Below are 17,212 nucleotides of genomic sequence, written 5' to 3' on the forward strand. Positions count from 1 at the left end.
TCTGCATGCACTTACGAATCTACAGCACTATCTTCGAGTAACCGTAAGGTAGGCTGGTGAGGTGAGCGACATGCCCGTCCAGGACCCGGCGGGGCCTACCCAGGAATTCGTCAGCGATGTCTTCGCCCGAGGGTGCACCTCCCGGGCGGCCTTCGAGGACGTGACCTCGAAGTGGGCCTCGCTGGCGCTGTTGGCGCTCGGCGAGGGTCGCTACCGGTTCAACGCCCTGCGCCGCCGGATCGACGGGGTCAGCGAGCGGATGCTCTCCCAGACCCTGCAGACACTCGAACGCGACGGAATGCTGACCCGCGAGGTGCTCACCGCGATCCCGCCCCGCGTCGAATACTCGCTGACGCCCCTCGGCGCCCGGGTCGCCGACCAGCTACGCGGGCTCGCCGACCTGTTGGAGGCCTCGGTGCCCGAGGTGCAGGCCGCCCGCGACACCCGCGAGCGCGACCGGAGCTAGGGCGTGCCCTGGTTGTCCTGCGCGCAGATCGTGGTCATCTCGGCCAGGTAGCTGGTCAGGGTGGGCAGACCCGCCTCGGCCCGACGCCGCTCGACACCCGGCTCGTCCGTGATCGGGGTCGTCGGGGAAGGTCCGTCCGGACCGCAGCGGACCTGTGTGCCGTACACCTGAGGCTCGCCCCTGCCCACCGCGACCCGGTCCTCGAGATAGGCCAGGTTGCCCGGCGACGCCTGGCGGCTGGCGACCGCCGCGCGCAGCAGAACCAGGGCCTCCTGTTGGAAGGCCGGGTCCAGGTCGGAGTGTTGGGCGATGGCCCACGCGGCGTTGGCGCCGTCCTCGCCGACCAGCGCGAAGGTCGGCCAGCCGTGGGTGCCGATGATGTCCTTCAACCGTGCGGTGCGGGCCTGGTCGGACTCGGTCTGCGGTGTGCCCCCACGATCGGCCTGGTCACGGTCCAGCATCGCGACCAACTCGTCGTGCAGCGCCTTGTCGAAGGCCGCTGGGGAGCGGACGGCGGCCGGCGGGCCTGCGCTGGGGGGTGCCGTCGGCGCATTGGTCGGCGGGTCGGCGGTCGGGTTCGACGAGGTGCCGCAGGCTGCGAGGGCCATCAGTGTGACCAGCGGCAACGTGACCTGCGGGGGGACCCTCACGTCGACGATTGTCGTCCGGCAGTGGTCGGCTCACAAGAGGCCAGTCCTCAGGCGTGCAGCGTCTCGCGCGGCGGTACGCCGTAGCTCGCGTGGTAGCGGGCCGTGAACCTGCTGTGGCTGGCGAAGCCCCACCGACTGGCGATCGCCGAGACGGTCTCCTGGTGCGGATCGGCCCGCACCAGGTCATGGTGTGCCCGGTCGAGGCGGATTCGCCGTAGGTACGCCGTCGGCGTGGTGCCGAGGTGGCGGCGGAAGGCGAGTTGCACCGCCCGCAGGGAGACCCGGGCCGCGGCGGCGATGTCGGCTGCGCTGATGTCCTGGTCTGCGTGCTCCTCCAGAAAGGCGATGGCCCGCCGCAGCGTGGTGGTGCTGGCGTCGTGCCGGTCACCGATGGTGGGCTCGGTGAAGGCGGTGTTGGGAAAGACGGTGAGCGCCGCCGCGGCGAGCATGCGCGCGGCGTTGCCGATCACCAGCGGTTGCGTTCCGGCGGCCGGGCTGTTCAGCACCACGCCACTGACGAAGCTGGTGGTGTTGTGCCACTGGCGGGCGAGTGCCGCGCTGGCGGGGCCCAGGTCGGTGAATCGGATCGGACCGGGCCGCCGGGTCGGCGCGGTGGTGGCCACCTGCGCCAGGACCGACAGGTCCAGCACGCAGAGTTCCACTTCGCCGGGATGCCACTGGACGCGGCACGGCTCCTCCGGCCTGGTGACGAGAAAGACGTCACCGGGCCCGAAACGGTCGGCCGGTCCGTGGCAGGCGCGATCGACCCGCGCGGTGCGGGTGCGGCCGATGACGAGACCGCGGAGTGTGCTGGCGTCGATGTCCAGATGGCCGTTCTGGCGCGTGGTCGCGATGGCGAACGGACCGGCGTCGACGCGGTGATGGCTGAGTTGGTAACCGTTCCTGCTCTGGACACGCAGTTTCGGGTCGTACGTCGCGGACAGGAACTGGTGGATGGCCACCGGGTCGTGGCTGTCGAACTGGTGTGTGTGCACTGGTGTTGACGTCATCCGCTGCTGCCTCCGTCCGGTGCGGGTGCCGCCGGTGGACGAAACGGTGCCGGTGGCGGGATCGGGACGTGCCGGGGTGTTCGGCGGTGACCCGGCACGTCGTGGCCGGCGGTGCGGTGGGTGAGACGTCGCGAGCGGGACGGCAGCGACCGGTCGGGGAGTCGGAAATGACCAGACCGTAGGGCGGCTAAGGGGATGCAATATCTGTCGATGGGAATATCACCATACGACAACCGCGGCTGCGGCGTCCCGCGATTCGCTGCCGCGTGTCGGTAGGCCGACTTCGCTTTCCGACTAACGCCTGACGTCGTTCTACGCCTGCTGTCCTAGCCACCCGTGCGGCCGACAACGAAATGTTATTCACGATCACCCCGGGCGGTGGCCAGACGAATGGGTCCACGCCCGTGGGTCGGGCCCACGGAGGGATGAGCGTTGGACAGTACTGACCCTGAACGCGTCGTTCGACTGGCGGTGGCCGAAGCGCTGGCCCGGGTTGCCGACGAGGACAGCCTGGGGCTGGGCGAGGGCGACGCGGTGCAGCGCCTCGGCGGCGCTCTGCGCGAGGTGCTGCGCCGCGCGCTCGACGACCGGGTGCCGTTGACCACGCCGGACTTCGTCGACCTGTGCCGCGAACTGCGTCTCCACCGCGACGCCTTCGACCTTCTGGGGCACTACCTGATGACCGCGTTGCTGGCCCAGCACGTCGGGCCGGACGCGCTCATCCGCGTCGGAGTGCTCCTCGGCACCGTCGGGCGCTACCTTCCCGCTGCCCGCCCCACGCACCGCAACGCGGGGCCCGCGCCGCGGCGACGCGACGTGCGTTCGGACAACAGCGTCGTCGGCCGGTACCGCCGGGTGAAACTGCCGGAGCACCTTCCCAGCCCGCCGAGCTGGACCTGCACCGGATGCGGTCGGGAGTGGCCCTGCGCCACGAAGCAGAGCCAACTGCTCGCCGAGTTCGGTGGAGCGCGCGCCGCCCTCGCGGTCTACCTCGGCTCCTGCCTCGTCGCCGCAGCCCAGGACCTGCCCACGCTGCCGCTGCCCCGGGTGCGGCACCGGTTCCTCGGCTGGCTGCCCCGCGCCCGGATCTGACGGCTGGCACCCTGACTGGGCAGGGTGTTCATCGTGGACACGCATCCCGTACGGCGGGCGTTAACCCCGCTCTTCAAGGCTCCTTGATCGAAAGAGCAATCGCTTGATCGAGGAGAGGCTCTCACGTGAGAGACAAGCAAGCCGAAGAGACCGAGCAGGCGCAGTTGTCACGGCGCAAGCTGGTCAAGTACGCGGGCGTCGGCGCGACACTGGCTGCGGCCAGCCCCCTGGTCGGTGCCAGCGCGGCGTGGGCCGACGAGGACCGCAGGCCGGGTGACGACGACAAGGACGGCCGGGGCAACACCAAGAACCGGGCGTGGCGTGCCGGCGATCACCACATCCACTCCGAGTACAGCGGCGAGTTCGACACCACGAAGTCACCGATCGTCTTCCATAAGGGCGCGGACGCGGTCTACCCGATCGTCACCAACGCCATCATGGCGAAGAACTTCGGCCTGACCTGGGCGATGTGCACCGACCACGGCGGACCGACCCACTCGAAGGTGAACATCGAGCAGGCGTACCCGGACCTGCTGCGGTCGCGCAAGCTGGTCCCCGAGGTGCTCCAGTTCTGGGGGATGGAGTTCGACGCGCCGTCGCTGGACCACCACACGCTGATGATCCCGCGCCACGACGACGAGGCGAAGCAGCTCTTCGAGCTGGAGAGCCGGTTCGCCAAGTACGACGCGTTCCCCACCGACCCGGCCCGGGACACCGAGGCGAAGATGGTGGAGTTCCTCAAGGTGGCCCGGGGCATGCCCCACAAGCCGCTGGTGATCGCCCACCACGCGTCCCGGTCGGCACCCGGTCTGGGCGTCTACGGCCAGGACACCCCGCGCGAGTTCCGCAACGGCAACAACGCCGCGCCGGACGTCTACATCGGCTTCGAGGGCGCGCCCGGCCACCAGGCCGGCCCCCTCAACGGCGGCAAGCGTGGCGGGTACGGCAACCACCCGACCTACGGCGGCTTCGACCAGATGACCGCGCGGGTCGGCGGGCTGTGGGATTCGCTGCTCGGCGAGGGCCGGCGCTGGTGGATCACCGCGACGTCGGACTCGCACGTGCACTGGACCCGTGGTGGCTCCGACTTCTGGCCGGGCGAGTACAGCAAGACGTACGTGCACGCCCGTCAGGACTACGGGGACATCATGGACGGTCTGCGTAACGGCCGGATCTGGGTCACCACCGGTGACCTGATCCGCAGCCTTGACGTCACCGCCACGTCCCAGGGCAAGACCGCCGAGGTGGGCCAGACCATCACGGTCAGCCGTCGGAGCCGTACCGACGTCGAGATCGAGATCACCTTCCGTCCGCTGGGCGGAGTGAACGCGAACGGGGACCGCCCCGAGGTCCGCCGGGTCGACCTGATCGTCGGCCAGATCACCGGCCCGAGCGCCAGCCTGGACGCCGACACCAACCCCACCACCAAGGTAGCGGCCCGGTTCGGCCCGCGGGACTGGCGTCGGCACGGCGACAGCTACGTCATCCGGCACACCCTGCGCAACGTCGAGGCCGACACCTACGCGCGGGTTCGCGGCACCAGCACGGACGAGGCCGAGCCGCTCGCCGACGGGCTGGAGAGCCCGTGGGACGACCTGTGGTTCTACTCGAACCCGGTGTTCGTGCACGTGCGCTGAGAATGCGGTAGCGGTGCCGCTCGACGGTCGACCCTCGAGCGGCACCCACCCGTATCCGACGGGTGTCAGGCGCGGCGGCGGGCTCGGGGCGTCGGAGTCGACCTGACCCGGCCGGAGGCGGCGTCGGGTCGATCCGTCGTCGGCTGCACCTGCGCCACCACCTCGCACAGGTCACGCAGTGGGTCCGCCGCCTGGGCCGAGCAGGCGACCCGTTGGAGCAGTGCCCGCAGCGTCGCCGCGTCGGCCGGCGTGAGCGCACCCAGCAGGTGCGACTCGACCTGCCGTAGCGCGGAGCGCCGCTTCTCCCAGGCCGCGCGGCCGGCGTCGGTGACGTCGACCAACCGGTTGCGTCGGTCTGCCGGGTCCGCCCGACGCGCGACGAACCCGGGCCGTTCCAGGTCGTCGATGAGGTACGTCAGGACGGTGCGATCGAGGCCGAGTTCCTCGGCGATCGCCCCCTGGTTGCGGGCTGGGCCGTTGATCGCGGCGGTGAGCACCTGGTAGCCGCGGGGACCGCCGGGGAAGTCGGTGAGCGCGTGGTCGGCTGCCCGGACGTAGCCACGGAAGACGATCCCGAGCATCCAGCCCAGGTCGTCGTCGAGCGGATCGGGCCGGTCCGGCCGGTGGGTGGCACCCGTCATGACTCGACAATAGCGCAGTGACGCAGACCTTGTTGGCAGAAGATGTTCTGGCTGGCATAAGGTCTGGGTCGTGGCGCATCGTCCGACGCGTCGTGTGAATCGGGAGGCTCGCAGATGAGCGACTACGGCCATGACCTGGTCTTCGGATTCTTCGTCACCCCTAGCGCCGGCGATCCGGACCGCACTGTCGGCCTCGCGGTGCTGACCGAGCAGGTCGGTCTGGACCTCGTCACCTTCCAGGACCACCCGTACCAACCGGCGTTCCTCGACACCTGGACGTTGCTCAGCTTCGTGGCGGCCCGCACCAACCGGGTGCACCTGGCGGCGAACGTGACGAACCTGCCGCTGCGCCCACCGGCGGTGCTCGCCCGCAGCGTGGCCAGCCTGGACCTGCTCAGCGACGGTCGGATCACCCTCGGCCTCGGCGCGGGAGCGTTCTGGGACGCCATCGAGGCGATGGGTGGCCGACGGCTGACCCCCGGCCAGGGCGTACGCGCGCTGGAGGAAGCCATCGAGATCATCCGGCAGATGTGGGACACCGAGACCCGCGGCGGTGTTCGTGTCGACGGCGAGTTCCACCGGGTGCGGGGCGCCAAGCGCGGTCCGGCTCCGGCGCACCGGGTGCCGATCTGGCTCGGGGCGTACAAGCCCCGGATGCTCCAGCTCACCGGACGGCGGGCCGATGGTTGGTTGCCCACGCTGGGCTACCTCCAGCCGGGTGACCTCACCAAGGGCAACGCGATCATCGACGACGCCGCGCAGGAGGCCGGCCGGTCCCCCCGGGACGTGCGCCGGCTGCTCAACATCGCCGGCCAGTTCTCGGCCGTCGGTCGTGGCCCGTTGCACGGGCCCACCGAGCAGTGGGTGCGGGAGTTGGCCGAGCTGGCCCTGGGTGAGGGCGTGAGCGCCTTCATCCTGGCCGGCGACGACCCCGACGACCTGCGCCGCTTTGCGGGGGAGGTCGCCCCGGCCGTCCGCGAGGTGGTCGCGGCCGAACGCGACCGGGGCGTGCCCGAGCACCCCCGGGACGCGGCCGAACGCGCTCCTGGCGCGGCCCCACGCGATCCTGGCACGGCCGGACGCGACCGGGGTGCGGCAGTGGGCGACGGCGGCGCGGCGGCTGACGGTCGGGGCGTGGCGGCGGAGCCGTTTGCCGCCCCCGCGGCGCGGCCGAGCCGCGCGACAGTGACCGGCGGCGCGTTCGCGGTGGTGCCGACCCCCGACGACGGCGTACGGCGTAGCGACCAGCAGGTCTGGGACGAGTCGACCCGACCGACCGGGCCGGCGCCCGACCCGGATCGCACCTACACCCCGCAGGAGCAGGCCACCGGTGCGCATCTGGTGCAGATCCACGACGGGCTGCGTGCCGAGCTGGCCCAGATCCACGACCTGATCGAACAGGTCGCGGCCGGTGAGATCGACGCCGGCGCGGCCCGGTCGCACATCAACACCATGACCATGCGGCAGAACCGGTGGACGCTGGGCGTCTACTGCGAGTCGTACTGCCGCATCGTCACCACCCACCACACGATCGAGGACCAGTCGTTCTTCCCTCGGCTGCGGGCGCAGGACCCGCGGCTGGGCCCGGTCGTGGACCGGTTGGAGCAGGAGCACCACGTCATCCACGACGTGTTGGAGGGTGTCGACCGGGCCCTGGTGGCGTACGTCGGGTCGCCGGACGGGCTCGCCGACCTGCGGGCGGCGGTGGACCTGCTGACCGACGCCCTGCTGTCGCACCTCAGCTACGAGGAGCGTGAGCTGGTCGAGCCGCTGGCCCGGTTGGGCATCGCCTGATCGTCGTGGTCGGTCGCGCGCGGAGGGGGTTGCCGGGGTAAACCTGAGAGAGTACTTTCGAAACATGTCTCTCAAGAATCCGTTCGGCGACTTCGAGATCAACGAGCCGCAGGCGCTGCGGGCGTTGGCCCACCCCGTCCGGCTGGCCATCCTCGAACACCTCCAGCGGGAGGGCCCGACCACCGCGACCGGGCTCTCACCGCACGTCGGCGCCACACCGTCGGTGGTCAGCTGGCACCTGCGGCACCTCGCGACGTTCGGCCTGGTCACCGACTGGGACGGCGCCACCAGCAAGCGGGAACGCTGGTGGCAGGCAGCAGCCCGTGGCTTCCGCTTCGTCCTGCCCGACGACGCCGAGGGGCAGGCCGCCGGCCGGCAACTGCGCGGTGAGATGTTCGCCCGGCGGGCCGAGGTGCCCCAGCAGTGGCTGCTGCGCGACGAACCCCGACTCGACGCCGAGTGGCGCGGGCTGGCCGGTGTCGCCGACACCCGATTCGTGGCCACCGCCGACGAGCTACGGCAGTTGGAGGAGTCGATCGAGGAACTGCTCGCTCCGTACGTGCGGCGCAAGGAGGAGTCGGCCCCGGACGGCGCGCGAAGCGTCCGGATGCTGCGTTACCTCCTGCCCGAGTCCGGCGACGACCAGGCCACGTCATGACCGCCACCACCGCCGCTGTCACCGACCCCTCGCCGCCTCTGCACCGCGACCGACGGTTCCGCACCTTCTGGGCCGGCGAGACGATCTCCCAGTTCGGCGACCGGATCAGCGAACTGGCGCTGCCGCTGATCGCGGTCTCCCTGCTTACCGCGACGCCCGTGCAGGTCAGCGTCCTCACCGCGCTGATCTGGCTACCCAACCTGCTGGGCCTGTTCCTCGGCGCGTGGGTTGACCAGCGCACCCACAAGCGCCGGCTTCTGATCATCGCGGACCTGGTCCGCGCAGCGGTGCTGCTCAGCCTGCCGGTGGCGTACCTGTTCGACGCGATCACCCTCGCCCAGCTCTACCTGGTGGCACTGCTCACCGGCTTCGGGGCGGTGCTGTTCGCCATGGCGCGTCAGGCCTTCTTCGTCGCCCTGGTGCCGCGATCGGCGTACGTGGACGCGAACAGCAAGCTCAGCATGAGCCGATCGCTGTCCTTCATCGCCGGCCCAGCCGTCGGCGGCGGGCTGGTCCAGGCGCTCAGCGCGCCGGTCGCGATCTTCGTCGACGCGGTGTCGTTCCTCGGCTCGGCGTTGCTGCTCCGCCGCATCCCGGTGACGGAGCAGCCTCCGCCGCCGCGCCACACGTCCACTCTCGGTCTGGTCCGCGAAGGGCTCGTCCTGGTGCTGCGGCACCCGGTGCTGCGGGCAGCCCTCGGCTGCACCAGTACCGTCAACTTCTTCACGTTCATCGCCGGGGCGCTCCTGGTGCTCTACGCCAGCCGGGACCTCGGCCTGTCGGCCGGCGCGATCGGTGTCGCCCTCGGGTTCGGCGCGCTCGGCGGCCTGGCCGGCGCGGGGCTCGCCCCACGGATCTCCCGCACCATCGGGTTGGGGCGTACCGCCATGATCGGCGCGGTGCTCTTTCCCGCACCGCTGGCACTGACCGCACTGGTGACGGGCCCCACCTGGACGAAGGTGGCCATGCTGGCGGCCATCGAGCTGGTCTCCAGCATCGGTGTGATGTTGATGGACGTCAACCTGAACGCCCTGCTCACCGCCGTGACACCCGACGAGGCGCGAGGACGCCGGGCCGGGGCGTACAGCGCCGTCAACTACGGCGTCCGACCGATCGGCGCGTTGGTCGGTGGCGCGCTGGGCACCACCATCGGGCTGCGACCCACCCTGGCCATCGCCGGGCTGGGTGGCGTGCTCGCCGTGCTCTGGCTGCTCGCGTCGCCGGTGCGCCACATCAGAACCCTGGACGACCAGACTGCGTGACCCCGTCGGTGCTCGCACCACGGCGTCACTCACGGCGCCCGACCCAGTCAGTCAGCCTGCGCCGCCAGGATCCGGGCCAGCTCGGTGGGCTGCGAGAACATCGGCCAGTGCCCGGTGTCCATCGTGACCAGTCGCCAGGTGTCGCTGCCCAGCAGCGTGGCCACGGTGTCGTTGGGCTCAGGCCCGTCGAGCAGGCACTTGATGTACGTCGCCGGAAGCTCACCCAGCGGCCGCGTCAGCACGGCCGGTTCGGTCAGCGTGGCGCCCGGGTGCGGCACGGAGCCCTCGACCAAGCGGGCGACCTGCTCGTCGGCGAGCCCCTGACCGTCGAGGTCGGCCGCGCCGATCGGTGGCCAGTAACCCCCGTTCTCGGTGAGCTGCGCTTCGAACGCCTCCTGGCCCTGCCACCAACCGGAGGCGAACGACCCGCCGTCGACAGGCACCTCCGCGTCGACGAAGACCACAGTGGTCAACCGGTCACCGATGCGCTCGGCGGCCTGACCCACCGGGATGCCGGAGTAGCTGTGCCCGACCAGCACCACGTCGCGCAGGTCGCGACGCTCGACCTCGTCGACGATGTCCTGCACGTGGGTCTGCTGACCAGCGGGCATGCCCCGCCTGTCACCGAGACCGCACAGGGTCAACGCGTGGGCGCCGTGACCGGCCGCCCGGAGTGGCGCGACCACGTCGTCCCATGCCGAAGCCCCCAGCCACGCCCCCGCCACCAACACGAATTCAGCCATGGGCGGGACCCTAGCGGCACCCACCGACAGCCCGGACGCCGTCAGGACCAGGTGCGGGCCTCGGCCGCGAAGAGCTCCGGCGGGCTCTCCACCGGCAAGACGCAGAGCAGGTGACCGCCGGGCGCCCGCAGGATCCGACACTCGAGCCACCGGGACACCTCGGTGGCGCCCAGGCCGATCAACCGCGCGGTCTCGGCCGGCACGTCGTCGGTCTCGATGTCGAGGTGGAAGCGGGGTTCGTCGTCGACTGCCTGCACCGCGGCGACCAGCCCTGGCAGCGCCTCGTGCAGGCCGACGAACTGCGGCTCCGCCGGATGGGTCCGGGTGCTGACGCCGAGCGCGGCGGACCAGAACTCCGCAGCCCGGGTGGCCTCCGCCGCGGGGGCGTCGATCAGCAGGGCGTAGACGCGACTTCGATGCATGCGAGGCAGCCTATCGGCGCCCGTCAGCTCAGGAGTGGTCCAGGAGGGGCGGACCGGCAGCGACCGGCATCCGGTAGACGTGCACCGGGTAGTCGACAGCGGACCGTCCGTCGTTGAACCCGGCGGTCAGGTGCAACTGGGCCGCCGGCATCCAGAGCCGGGCCTCGGCGTCGAGCCACATCGCGTCCACCCAGACCAGCCGAGGGTCGGCGACGAGGGTACGCACGCTGCCGTCCGGAGCGACGGTGAGGATGCGCCTGTGCTCCAGGTCGCTGAGGTAGATGGTCCCGGTGTTGTCGATCGCCGTGCCGCCGGTGCTGGGAGTGTCGCACCACCGTTCGACCCGTCGGGCGATCCCGTCGGCCGACACCGTCGGGTCGTCCAACCAGCGGGTGTCGATCCGGGACATCCCACCGGAGGCCGGTTGGTAGTAGAGCCAGCGACCGTCGGGCGACACCTCGAGCTGGTCGACGTGCAGGCGCGCCTCGACGCCGTCCGGATCGCGCAGCACCCGCCCGTCGGCGACCACCGGACCGCCCACGGTGCTCGGGTGTCCGTCCAGCACGCGCCGAAGCCGACCCGATTCGAGGTCGAGCACGACAAGGCCGGGCATCCCCGCGTCGCTGAGGTACGCGATCGCCCCGTTGAAACGGACATCGTCGACGTAGCTGGTGGGGTGCAGCGCCTCGCCGAGGTGGTAGACGCGGTCCACCCGGTCGTGGTGTGGGTCGACCGCGATCAGCCGGGCGCCTCCCGGCACCTGTTTCCCGCCGATCTGCGGTGTGCCCGAGTCGATGATCCAGAGCCGACCGTCCGGGCCGGCGCGCAACCCGTTGACGTGCACGAACGTGCCGTCCGGTGGCTGGTTCGTCCGGTTCCACGCGGCGTCCGGGTACGGGTTGCGGCGGCCGTCCGGGAGGGCCTCCACCACCTGGACGCCGGGCCCGTCCGCCGACGGGTAGCTCAGGAAGACCCGTCCTCGCAGAGTCGTCACCCCCGTGCACACCCGACCCTCGCTGAGGATCGGGGTCAGCCGGGGGTCCTCCCGGGTGGGCAGGGTGGACATCGGCCCGCTCCTCACCCGCCCTGCGGCGTCGTCGGCACTCCAGCGGGGAGCCCGACTGACCTCGGCCACCCAGCGCGGTATCCCCGGAGCATGCCGGGCGAAACCGCCTGGTCACCCGATGCCGCCGCCCGCTCAGGTCGGGGCCGGTGGGCCGACCAGTGCGGCGAGCCGCTTCGGGGCGAGCATGCGGTAGCTCTCGGAGAGCAACTCCGCGATCTCGACCCAGTCGGCGCCTCCGTCCAGGACCATACCCATCACCGTCGGACTCCAGTCCGGCTTGTAGAAGGGGTGACCGCCGCTCAGCAGCCCGGCGATCTCGTCGAGCGGTGAGCGGAAGGTCAGCAGGCAGGCGGGTCGGTCGAGCTCGGCGGCCCGCGCGTGCACCACCTGACGGGCGGGGTCGACGGTGAACACGTGGGCGACGGTGCGCTTGCGGATCCGCCAGCGGATGCCCACCCAGGCAGGCTCCTCGTACGTCTCCGGCAGGCCGAGACAGATCGGGCGTAGCCGGTCGAGGACCTCGGGCGGGACATCTCCGGGTTCGGTCACGGACAGCGACCCTAGCCGCCTGGTGTGACAGATCCCGCTCGTCCGACGCCGCCGGCGCCGGTGGTGCCCGCTCCCACGATCCGTCAGGATGGGCCGGGGCGACAGTGGGCCGTCGTCCCGGCAGTCCCACCCCGCGCCCCGCTGAGGAGTTCCGTGCCGTCCACCCTGCTCTCCCGCCGCGACCTCGACTTCCTGCTGCACGACTGGCTGCGGGTGTCGCAGCTCGTCGAGCGTCCCCGCTACGCGGAGCACTCCCGGGAGACGTTCGACGACGCACTGGACCTCGCCGAACGGGTGGCCACCGAACAGTTCGCCCCGCACAACCGGGCAGCCGACCTCGCCGAGCCCACAGTCGACGGGCAGCGGGTGCGGCTGATCCCGCAGGTTCGCGCCGCGCTGGACAGTTTCGCCGAGACGGGCCTGCTCAGCGCCGGGCTGGACGCCTCGGTCGGCGGCCTGCAACTGCCGCACGCGGTCGCGGCGGCCTGCTTCGCCTGGTTCCAGGCGGCCAACGTGGCCACCTCGGCGTACCCGTTCCTGACCCTGGGCAACGCCAACCTGCTGCTGGCGCACGGGAGCGCCGAGCAGGTGGACACCTACGTCCGGCCGATGCTGGACGGCCGGTTCTTCGGCACCATGTGCCTGTCCGAGCCGCACGCCGGCAGCTCGCTGGCCGACATCACCACCCGCGCCGAACCACAGGCCGACGGCTCCTACCGACTGTTCGGCACCAAGATGTGGATCTCCGGTGGTGACCACGAGCTGGCCGAGAACATCGTGCACCTGGTCCTGGCGCGGATCCCCGGCGCGCCGCCCGGGGTGAAGGGCATCTCGCTGTTCATCGTGCCCAAGGTCCTGGTCGGCGCGGACGGGTCGCTCGGGGAACGCAACGACGTGGCGCTGGTCGGGCTCAACCACAAGATGGGTTTCCGGGGCACCACGAACACCCTGCTCAGCTTCGGCGACGGCGGGCACACCCCGGGCGGCCGGGCCGGCGCGGTCGGTCAGCTGGTCGGGGCACCGCACCAGGGTCTGGCGCAGATGTTCCACATGATGAACGAGGCCCGGATCGGGGTCGGGGCGGGCGCCACCGCGCTCGGTTACACCGGCTACCTCAAGAGCCTGGCGTACGCCAAGGAGCGGCCGCAGGGCCGACCGGTCGGTGCGAAGGACCCGGCCACGCCGCAGGTGCCGATCATCGACCACCCCGACGTACGCCGCATGCTGCTGGCGCAGAAGAGCTACGTGGAGGGGGCACTGGCGCTGGTGCTCTACTGCGCGCGGCTGCTCGACGAGCAGAGGACCGCACCCGCCGAGGCGGACCGCGAGCGTGCCCACCTGCTGCTGGACGTGCTCACCCCGATCACCAAGAGCTGGCCGTCGCAGTGGTGCCTGACCGCCAACGACCTGGCGATCCAGGTGCTCGGGGGTGCCGGCTACACCCGGGACCACGACGTGGAGCAGCACTACCGGGACAACCGGCTCAACCCGATCCACGAGGGCACGCACGGCATCCAGGCGCTGGATCTGCTGGGGCGCAAGATGACCATGCAGGGCGGCGCCGGTCTCACTCTGTTGACCACGACGATCGAGGACGCCGTCGAGCGCGCCCGCAAGGCCGGTGGCGAGGCGGCCGATCTGGCCGACCGGCTGGCCGAGACGGTCGACCGGGTCACCTCGGTCACCGCTCGGCTGTGGGCCGACGGTGACCCGGTGCTCGCGCTGGCCAACGCCAGCGCCTACCTGGAGGCCGTCGGGCACGTGGTGATCGCGTGGATGTGGCTGGAGCAGGTGCTGGCCCTGCCGCCGGAGGGTGCCGGCGACGCGTTCCACGCCGGCAAGCGACAGGCGGCCCGCTACTTCTACGCGGTCGAGCTGCCCCGTACCGGGCCGCAGTTCGACCTGCTGGACAGCCGGGACCGCACCACGCTCGACATGCGGCCGGACTGGTTCTGACGGGTCAGCGTCGTCGGCCCTGGTGCTGCACCGCCTGCCGCCCCTTCACGACCCCCCAGACGATCACGATCACCAGCGCGATCACACCGATGATGATCAGCCAGCGGACCGCCTCGAGGATCAACCCGAGCAGGATCAGCACACCGGCGACAACGCCGACGACCCAGAGCAGCGCACGCATCTCGACCTCCCGAAACCGGCCGCGCCTGGTGCGGCCGGCCCGTCCCAACGTTCCCCGTCCGGCCGACACCATGCCGATTGATCGACTCGGGTTCCGGCCCCGCTGCGCCGAGCAGGTCAGGGGCCGGTACGCGCCACGTAGACGGTGTTGGCCGACTCGCCGCCGGTCAGCGGGTTGGCGAACGGCACGACGTGCGCCCGTACGCTCGCGAACACCTCGCCGAGCGCCTCGGTGAACTCGGCGTCCGGCGGGTCGTCCGACCAGAGCGCGAAGACCCCCTCCGGGCGCAGCCGGGCGGCCAGGCGGCGCAGGCCGGCCGGCGGGTAGAACGCGGCGTGACTGGGGTGCAGGACGTTGCGCGGGGAGTGGTCGACGTCGAGCAGGACCGCGTCGAACCGTCTCCCGGGCACCTCGGAGTCGAAGCCGACGTCACCGGCGACCGCCGCGAAGAAGTCGGCCTGCACGAACCGGGTCCGCGGGTCCTCGGCGAGCCCTGCCGCGAACGGCAGCAGCCCTCGCCGGTGCCAGTCGATCACGTCCTCGATGGCCTCCACCACCAGCAGCGAACGCACCCGGGGATCACCCAGCGCCGCGCAGGCGGTGTATCCCAGGCCGAGACCGCCGACCACCACGTCGACCGACTCACCGGCCACCTCGGCGAGACCCAACCGGGCCAGCTCGATCTCCGCGACCGGGAAGAGGCTGGACATCAGATATTCGTCGTCGAGCTTGACCTCGTACACCTCGACCTGCAGTGCCGGGTCCCGGCGTCGGCGCAGGCTGATCGCGCCGATCGGAGTCTCCCGCCAGGCCAGCTCCTCGAAACGCGCGCCCACGGGTGCCCTCTCGCCGCCGGATTCGTCCACGGATGGTACCGGTTGCCCTGCCACGGGCGGCCACGCAGGGTCCGCAGGACATCGACGCAGCGCATATCCTGTGCCCGGCCGATCCACCGGAAGGGACCTCATGCCGTCGCGGCAGGACCAGCTGCACTCCTACCAGTTCAGCGTCCAACGGGCGGTCGCCGCCCTGGTCATGCGGGAGACCGACCCCGCGCAGTCACCGTTTCGGCGGCTGGCCGGCGCCGGTCTGGCCAGCGTCCTGGTCGCGGCGATCCTGCTGGGCGGTTTCGCGCTCTACGGCCTGTTCGCCGGCGGCGGCAAGGGCTGGCGCGACCCGGGCGCGGTGATCGTGGAGAAGGAGTCCGGCGCCCGGTTCGTCTACCGCGAGCAGAAGCTGCACCCGGTGCTCAACTACGCCTCCGCGCTGCTCATCGTCGGCGCGGACCGGTCGAAGACCGTCCTCGTCTCCCGACGCACCATCGACGGCGTGCCGCGTGGTCTGCCGCTGGGCATCGCCGACGCGCCCGACTCGCTGCCCGCTCCCGGACGGCTGGCCACCGCGGCGTGGACGGTCTGCTCGACCGCCCCGGCCGGCGAGGCGCCCCGCTCCGCGCTGCTGATCGGCACCGAACCCGACGGCGGTCGACCGCTGGGGGACGAGGCACTGCTGCTGCGCCACCCCGACGGCGGGCTGCACCTGGTCTGGCACCAACGGCGCTACCTGGTCCGCGATGCGAGCAGGGTCCTGGCGGCGCTCGCCACCACCCGGGCGCAGGCCGTGCCGGTGGCACCCGCCCTGCTCAACTCGCTGCCGGCCGGCACCGACCTCGCCCCGCTCGACCTGCCGGAGCTGGGCCGGCCCGCCACCGGGGTGCCGGGCACCGCCGTCGGCACCGTCTACCTGGTGAGCAACTCCGGCGGCGGCCGGCAGTACGCGGTGGCCCTCGACGCCGGTCTGGCCGGCATCACCGAGTTGCAGGCGGGGTTGTTGTTGGCCCGCACCGGGCAGGGCGCGCCGGTGCCGCTGACCCTGGGCCAGTTCGCCGCGCTGCCGACGGTGCCCGACCTCGCGCCGACCGGCCAGGACGCCCCGCCGCCGACCCCGCCCCGGCTGGCGGCCGGCGGCGACGGGGCGCTCTGCACCCGCGTCGCCGACGACGGCGGGGTGGGTGAGGTGCGGTGGGGCGTACCGCTGCGGGACCTGGCGGCTTCTCCGCGGACCGCGCCGGCCGGTGACGCGGTGCTGGCCGACCATGTGCTGGTCGAGCCGGGCCGCGGCGCGGTCGTCGAGGCCGCCGCGGCGCCCGGCGCGACCGGCGGCGCGGTCTCCGTGGTCACCGACCTGGGCCGGCGGTACGTGCTGGCCGACCGTGAGGTGCTGCCGATGCTCGGCTACGGCGATGTCCGTCCGTTGCGGTTGCCGGCCGGTCTGGTCAGCCTGGTGCCGGCCGGCGCGACCCTGGACCCGGCCGCCGCCCGGGCTGTCGCCGCCGGAGACTGACCCTCCGAAGCCCTCCAGCGCCGCGCCGCCAAGACGGCGGTGATCAAGAGGTTTGCGTCAGATTGTGGGGCGAGCCCGACGCGAACCTCTTGATCACCGGCCGGACAACGACGTGCGGGAGGGGGCTCAGTCGGCCGGACGGCGCAGGATGGTGACCGCGAACGGGGCGTCGTCGCGCCACGGGCGCAGGTCCCAGGTCGCGAAGCGGTGCTCCACGCGCAGCCCGGCCGCCACCGCGTCGGCGTCGAACGCGGTCAGCGGGTAGCCCCGTTCGGTGCCGAAGCCCACTGTCAGCACCCCGTCCGGTCGCAGGTGCCCGGCGACGCGGCGCAGCACCTCCGGTTCGGTGCCGACGGCGACGAAGGCGAGGACGTTGCCGGCCAGCACCGCGGCGTCGAAGGGCTCCGACTCACCCAGCGCGGGCAGATCCAGCTCGGCGAGGTCGGCGACCAGCCACGTCGGGCCCGGATAGTCGGCTCGGGCCGCCGCCACCAGCGCCGGGTCGGCGTCGACCCCCACCACCGTGTGCCCACGCTCCGCCAGCGCGGCACCGACCCGGCCGGTGCCGCTGCCGGCGTCGAGGATCCGGGAGCCGGGCTCCACCAGGGTGTCGACCAGGCGGGCCTCGCCGGCCAGGTCCGCTCCCTCGGCGGCCAGCTTGCGGAACCGGTCGATATACCACTGTGAGTGCTCGGGGCCGGTGTCGGTCGCCCAGCGGGTCGGGTTGGCCATGTGGCCACCG

18 protein-coding genes are annotated in these 17,212 nt (G+C 71.9%); 8 read left to right on the plus strand and 10 right to left on the minus strand.

What is annotated here, in order from left to right:
* Positions 1-70 precede the first annotated feature (70 nt).
* The gene (locus tag O3438_RS03050; protein ID WP_332367490.1) at positions 71-466 is read left to right on the plus strand and encodes a winged helix-turn-helix transcriptional regulator; all 396 of its coding nucleotides are present in this window, start codon (positions 71-73) and stop codon (positions 464-466) included.
* Here the strand turns inward: O3438_RS03050 and O3438_RS03055 are convergent.
* Together O3438_RS03055 and O3438_RS03060 are read right to left on the minus strand one after the other, a co-directional pair.
* Positions 463-1,116, minus strand: coding sequence for a DUF6624 domain-containing protein (locus O3438_RS03055; RefSeq protein WP_269678469.1), 654 nt, complete (start codon positions 1,114-1,116; stop codon positions 463-465). The two genes, O3438_RS03050 and O3438_RS03055, sit on opposite strands and share 4 nt — an antisense overlap.
* A 47-nt stretch (positions 1,117-1,163) precedes the next feature.
* Positions 1,164-2,126 carry a helix-turn-helix transcriptional regulator gene (locus O3438_RS03060; protein WP_269678470.1) on the minus strand — a complete coding sequence of 321 codons (963 nt, stop codon included), beginning with the start codon at positions 2,124-2,126 and terminating at the stop codon, positions 1,164-1,166.
* A 432-nt stretch (positions 2,127-2,558) separates the two neighbouring features.
* On the opposite strand from O3438_RS03060, the gene O3438_RS03065 reads away from it, so the two are divergent.
* Both O3438_RS03065 and O3438_RS03070 read left to right on the plus strand, forming a co-directional pair.
* Positions 2,559-3,218, plus strand: coding sequence for a hypothetical protein (locus O3438_RS03065; RefSeq protein ID WP_269678471.1), 660 nt, complete (start codon positions 2,559-2,561; stop codon positions 3,216-3,218).
* Between the two features lie 125 nt (positions 3,219-3,343).
* Positions 3,344-4,855, plus strand: coding sequence for a phosphoesterase (locus tag O3438_RS03070; RefSeq protein WP_269678472.1), 1,512 nt, complete (start codon positions 3,344-3,346; stop codon positions 4,853-4,855).
* Between the two features lie 65 nt (positions 4,856-4,920).
* On the opposite strand, the gene O3438_RS03075 is transcribed toward O3438_RS03070, so the two are convergent.
* Entirely contained in the window at positions 4,921-5,496 is a 576-nt protein-coding gene (locus tag O3438_RS03075) for a MarR family winged helix-turn-helix transcriptional regulator (RefSeq protein ID WP_269678473.1), read from the minus strand.
* A 114-nt stretch (positions 5,497-5,610) separates the two neighbouring features.
* On the opposite strand from O3438_RS03075, the gene O3438_RS03080 reads away from it, so the two are divergent.
* From O3438_RS03080 to O3438_RS03090, 3 genes are all read left to right on the plus strand, one after another.
* Positions 5,611-7,290 carry an LLM class flavin-dependent oxidoreductase gene (locus tag O3438_RS03080; protein WP_269678474.1) on the plus strand — a complete coding sequence of 560 codons (1,680 nt, stop codon included), beginning with the start codon at positions 5,611-5,613 and terminating at the stop codon, positions 7,288-7,290.
* 64 nt (positions 7,291-7,354) lie between these two features.
* On the plus strand, positions 7,355-7,948 hold the full coding sequence (locus O3438_RS03085) for an ArsR/SmtB family transcription factor (protein WP_269678475.1): 594 nt from the start codon (positions 7,355-7,357) through the stop codon (positions 7,946-7,948).
* Positions 7,945-9,210 (plus strand): MFS transporter, encoded by a 1,266-nt coding sequence (locus O3438_RS03090; protein ID WP_269678476.1) that lies wholly within the window; start codon positions 7,945-7,947, stop codon positions 9,208-9,210. The genes O3438_RS03085 and O3438_RS03090 overlap by 4 nt, the downstream gene beginning before the upstream one ends.
* A 47-nt stretch (positions 9,211-9,257) precedes the next feature.
* Here the strand turns inward: O3438_RS03090 and O3438_RS03095 are convergent, their stop codons facing one another.
* From O3438_RS03095 to O3438_RS03110, 4 genes are all read right to left on the minus strand, one after another.
* Positions 9,258-9,953, minus strand: a complete 696-nt coding sequence (locus O3438_RS03095) for an alpha/beta fold hydrolase (RefSeq protein ID WP_269678477.1) — start codon at positions 9,951-9,953, stop codon at positions 9,258-9,260.
* Between the two features lie 41 nt (positions 9,954-9,994).
* Positions 9,995-10,375, minus strand: coding sequence for a VOC family protein (locus tag O3438_RS03100; protein ID WP_269678478.1), 381 nt, complete (start codon positions 10,373-10,375; stop codon positions 9,995-9,997).
* A gap of 28 nt (positions 10,376-10,403) precedes the next feature.
* Positions 10,404-11,441, minus strand: a complete 1,038-nt coding sequence (locus O3438_RS03105; protein ID WP_269678479.1) for an L-dopachrome tautomerase-related protein — start codon at positions 11,439-11,441, stop codon at positions 10,404-10,406.
* A 132-nt stretch (positions 11,442-11,573) separates the two neighbouring features.
* The gene (locus O3438_RS03110) at positions 11,574-11,990 is read right to left on the minus strand and encodes an MmcQ/YjbR family DNA-binding protein (protein WP_269678480.1); all 417 of its coding nucleotides are present in this window, start codon (positions 11,988-11,990) and stop codon (positions 11,574-11,576) included.
* 153 nt (positions 11,991-12,143) lie between these two features.
* Between O3438_RS03110 and O3438_RS03115 the strand changes: the two genes are divergently transcribed.
* Positions 12,144-13,946, plus strand: a complete 1,803-nt coding sequence (locus O3438_RS03115; protein WP_269678481.1) for an acyl-CoA dehydrogenase — start codon at positions 12,144-12,146, stop codon at positions 13,944-13,946.
* Between the two features lie 4 nt (positions 13,947-13,950).
* Here O3438_RS03115 and O3438_RS03120 read toward each other — a convergent pair whose 3' ends face one another.
* Positions 13,951-14,127 carry a hypothetical protein gene (locus O3438_RS03120; protein ID WP_167524848.1) on the minus strand — a complete coding sequence of 59 codons (177 nt, stop codon included), beginning with the start codon at positions 14,125-14,127 and terminating at the stop codon, positions 13,951-13,953.
* 116 nt (positions 14,128-14,243) lie between these two features.
* A complete protein-coding gene (locus tag O3438_RS03125) occupies positions 14,244-14,963 on the minus strand; it encodes a spermidine synthase (protein WP_269678482.1) in 720 nt (239 codons plus the stop codon).
* 130 nt (positions 14,964-15,093) lie between these two features.
* On the opposite strand from O3438_RS03125, the gene eccB reads away from it, so the two are divergent.
* Positions 15,094-16,470 carry a type VII secretion protein EccB gene (gene eccB / locus O3438_RS03130; protein ID WP_269678483.1) on the plus strand — a complete coding sequence of 459 codons (1,377 nt, stop codon included), beginning with the start codon at positions 15,094-15,096 and terminating at the stop codon, positions 16,468-16,470.
* Positions 16,471-16,596: 126 nt separating this feature from the next.
* On the opposite strand, the gene O3438_RS03135 is transcribed toward eccB, so the two are convergent.
* The gene (locus tag O3438_RS03135; RefSeq protein ID WP_269678484.1) at positions 16,597-17,202 is read right to left on the minus strand and encodes a class I SAM-dependent methyltransferase; all 606 of its coding nucleotides are present in this window, start codon (positions 17,200-17,202) and stop codon (positions 16,597-16,599) included.
* Positions 17,203-17,212 lie beyond the last annotated feature (10 nt).

Source organism: Micromonospora sp. WMMC250, from assembly GCF_027460215.1.
Lineage (GTDB): Bacteria > Actinomycetota > Actinomycetes > Mycobacteriales > Micromonosporaceae > Micromonospora > Micromonospora taraxaci.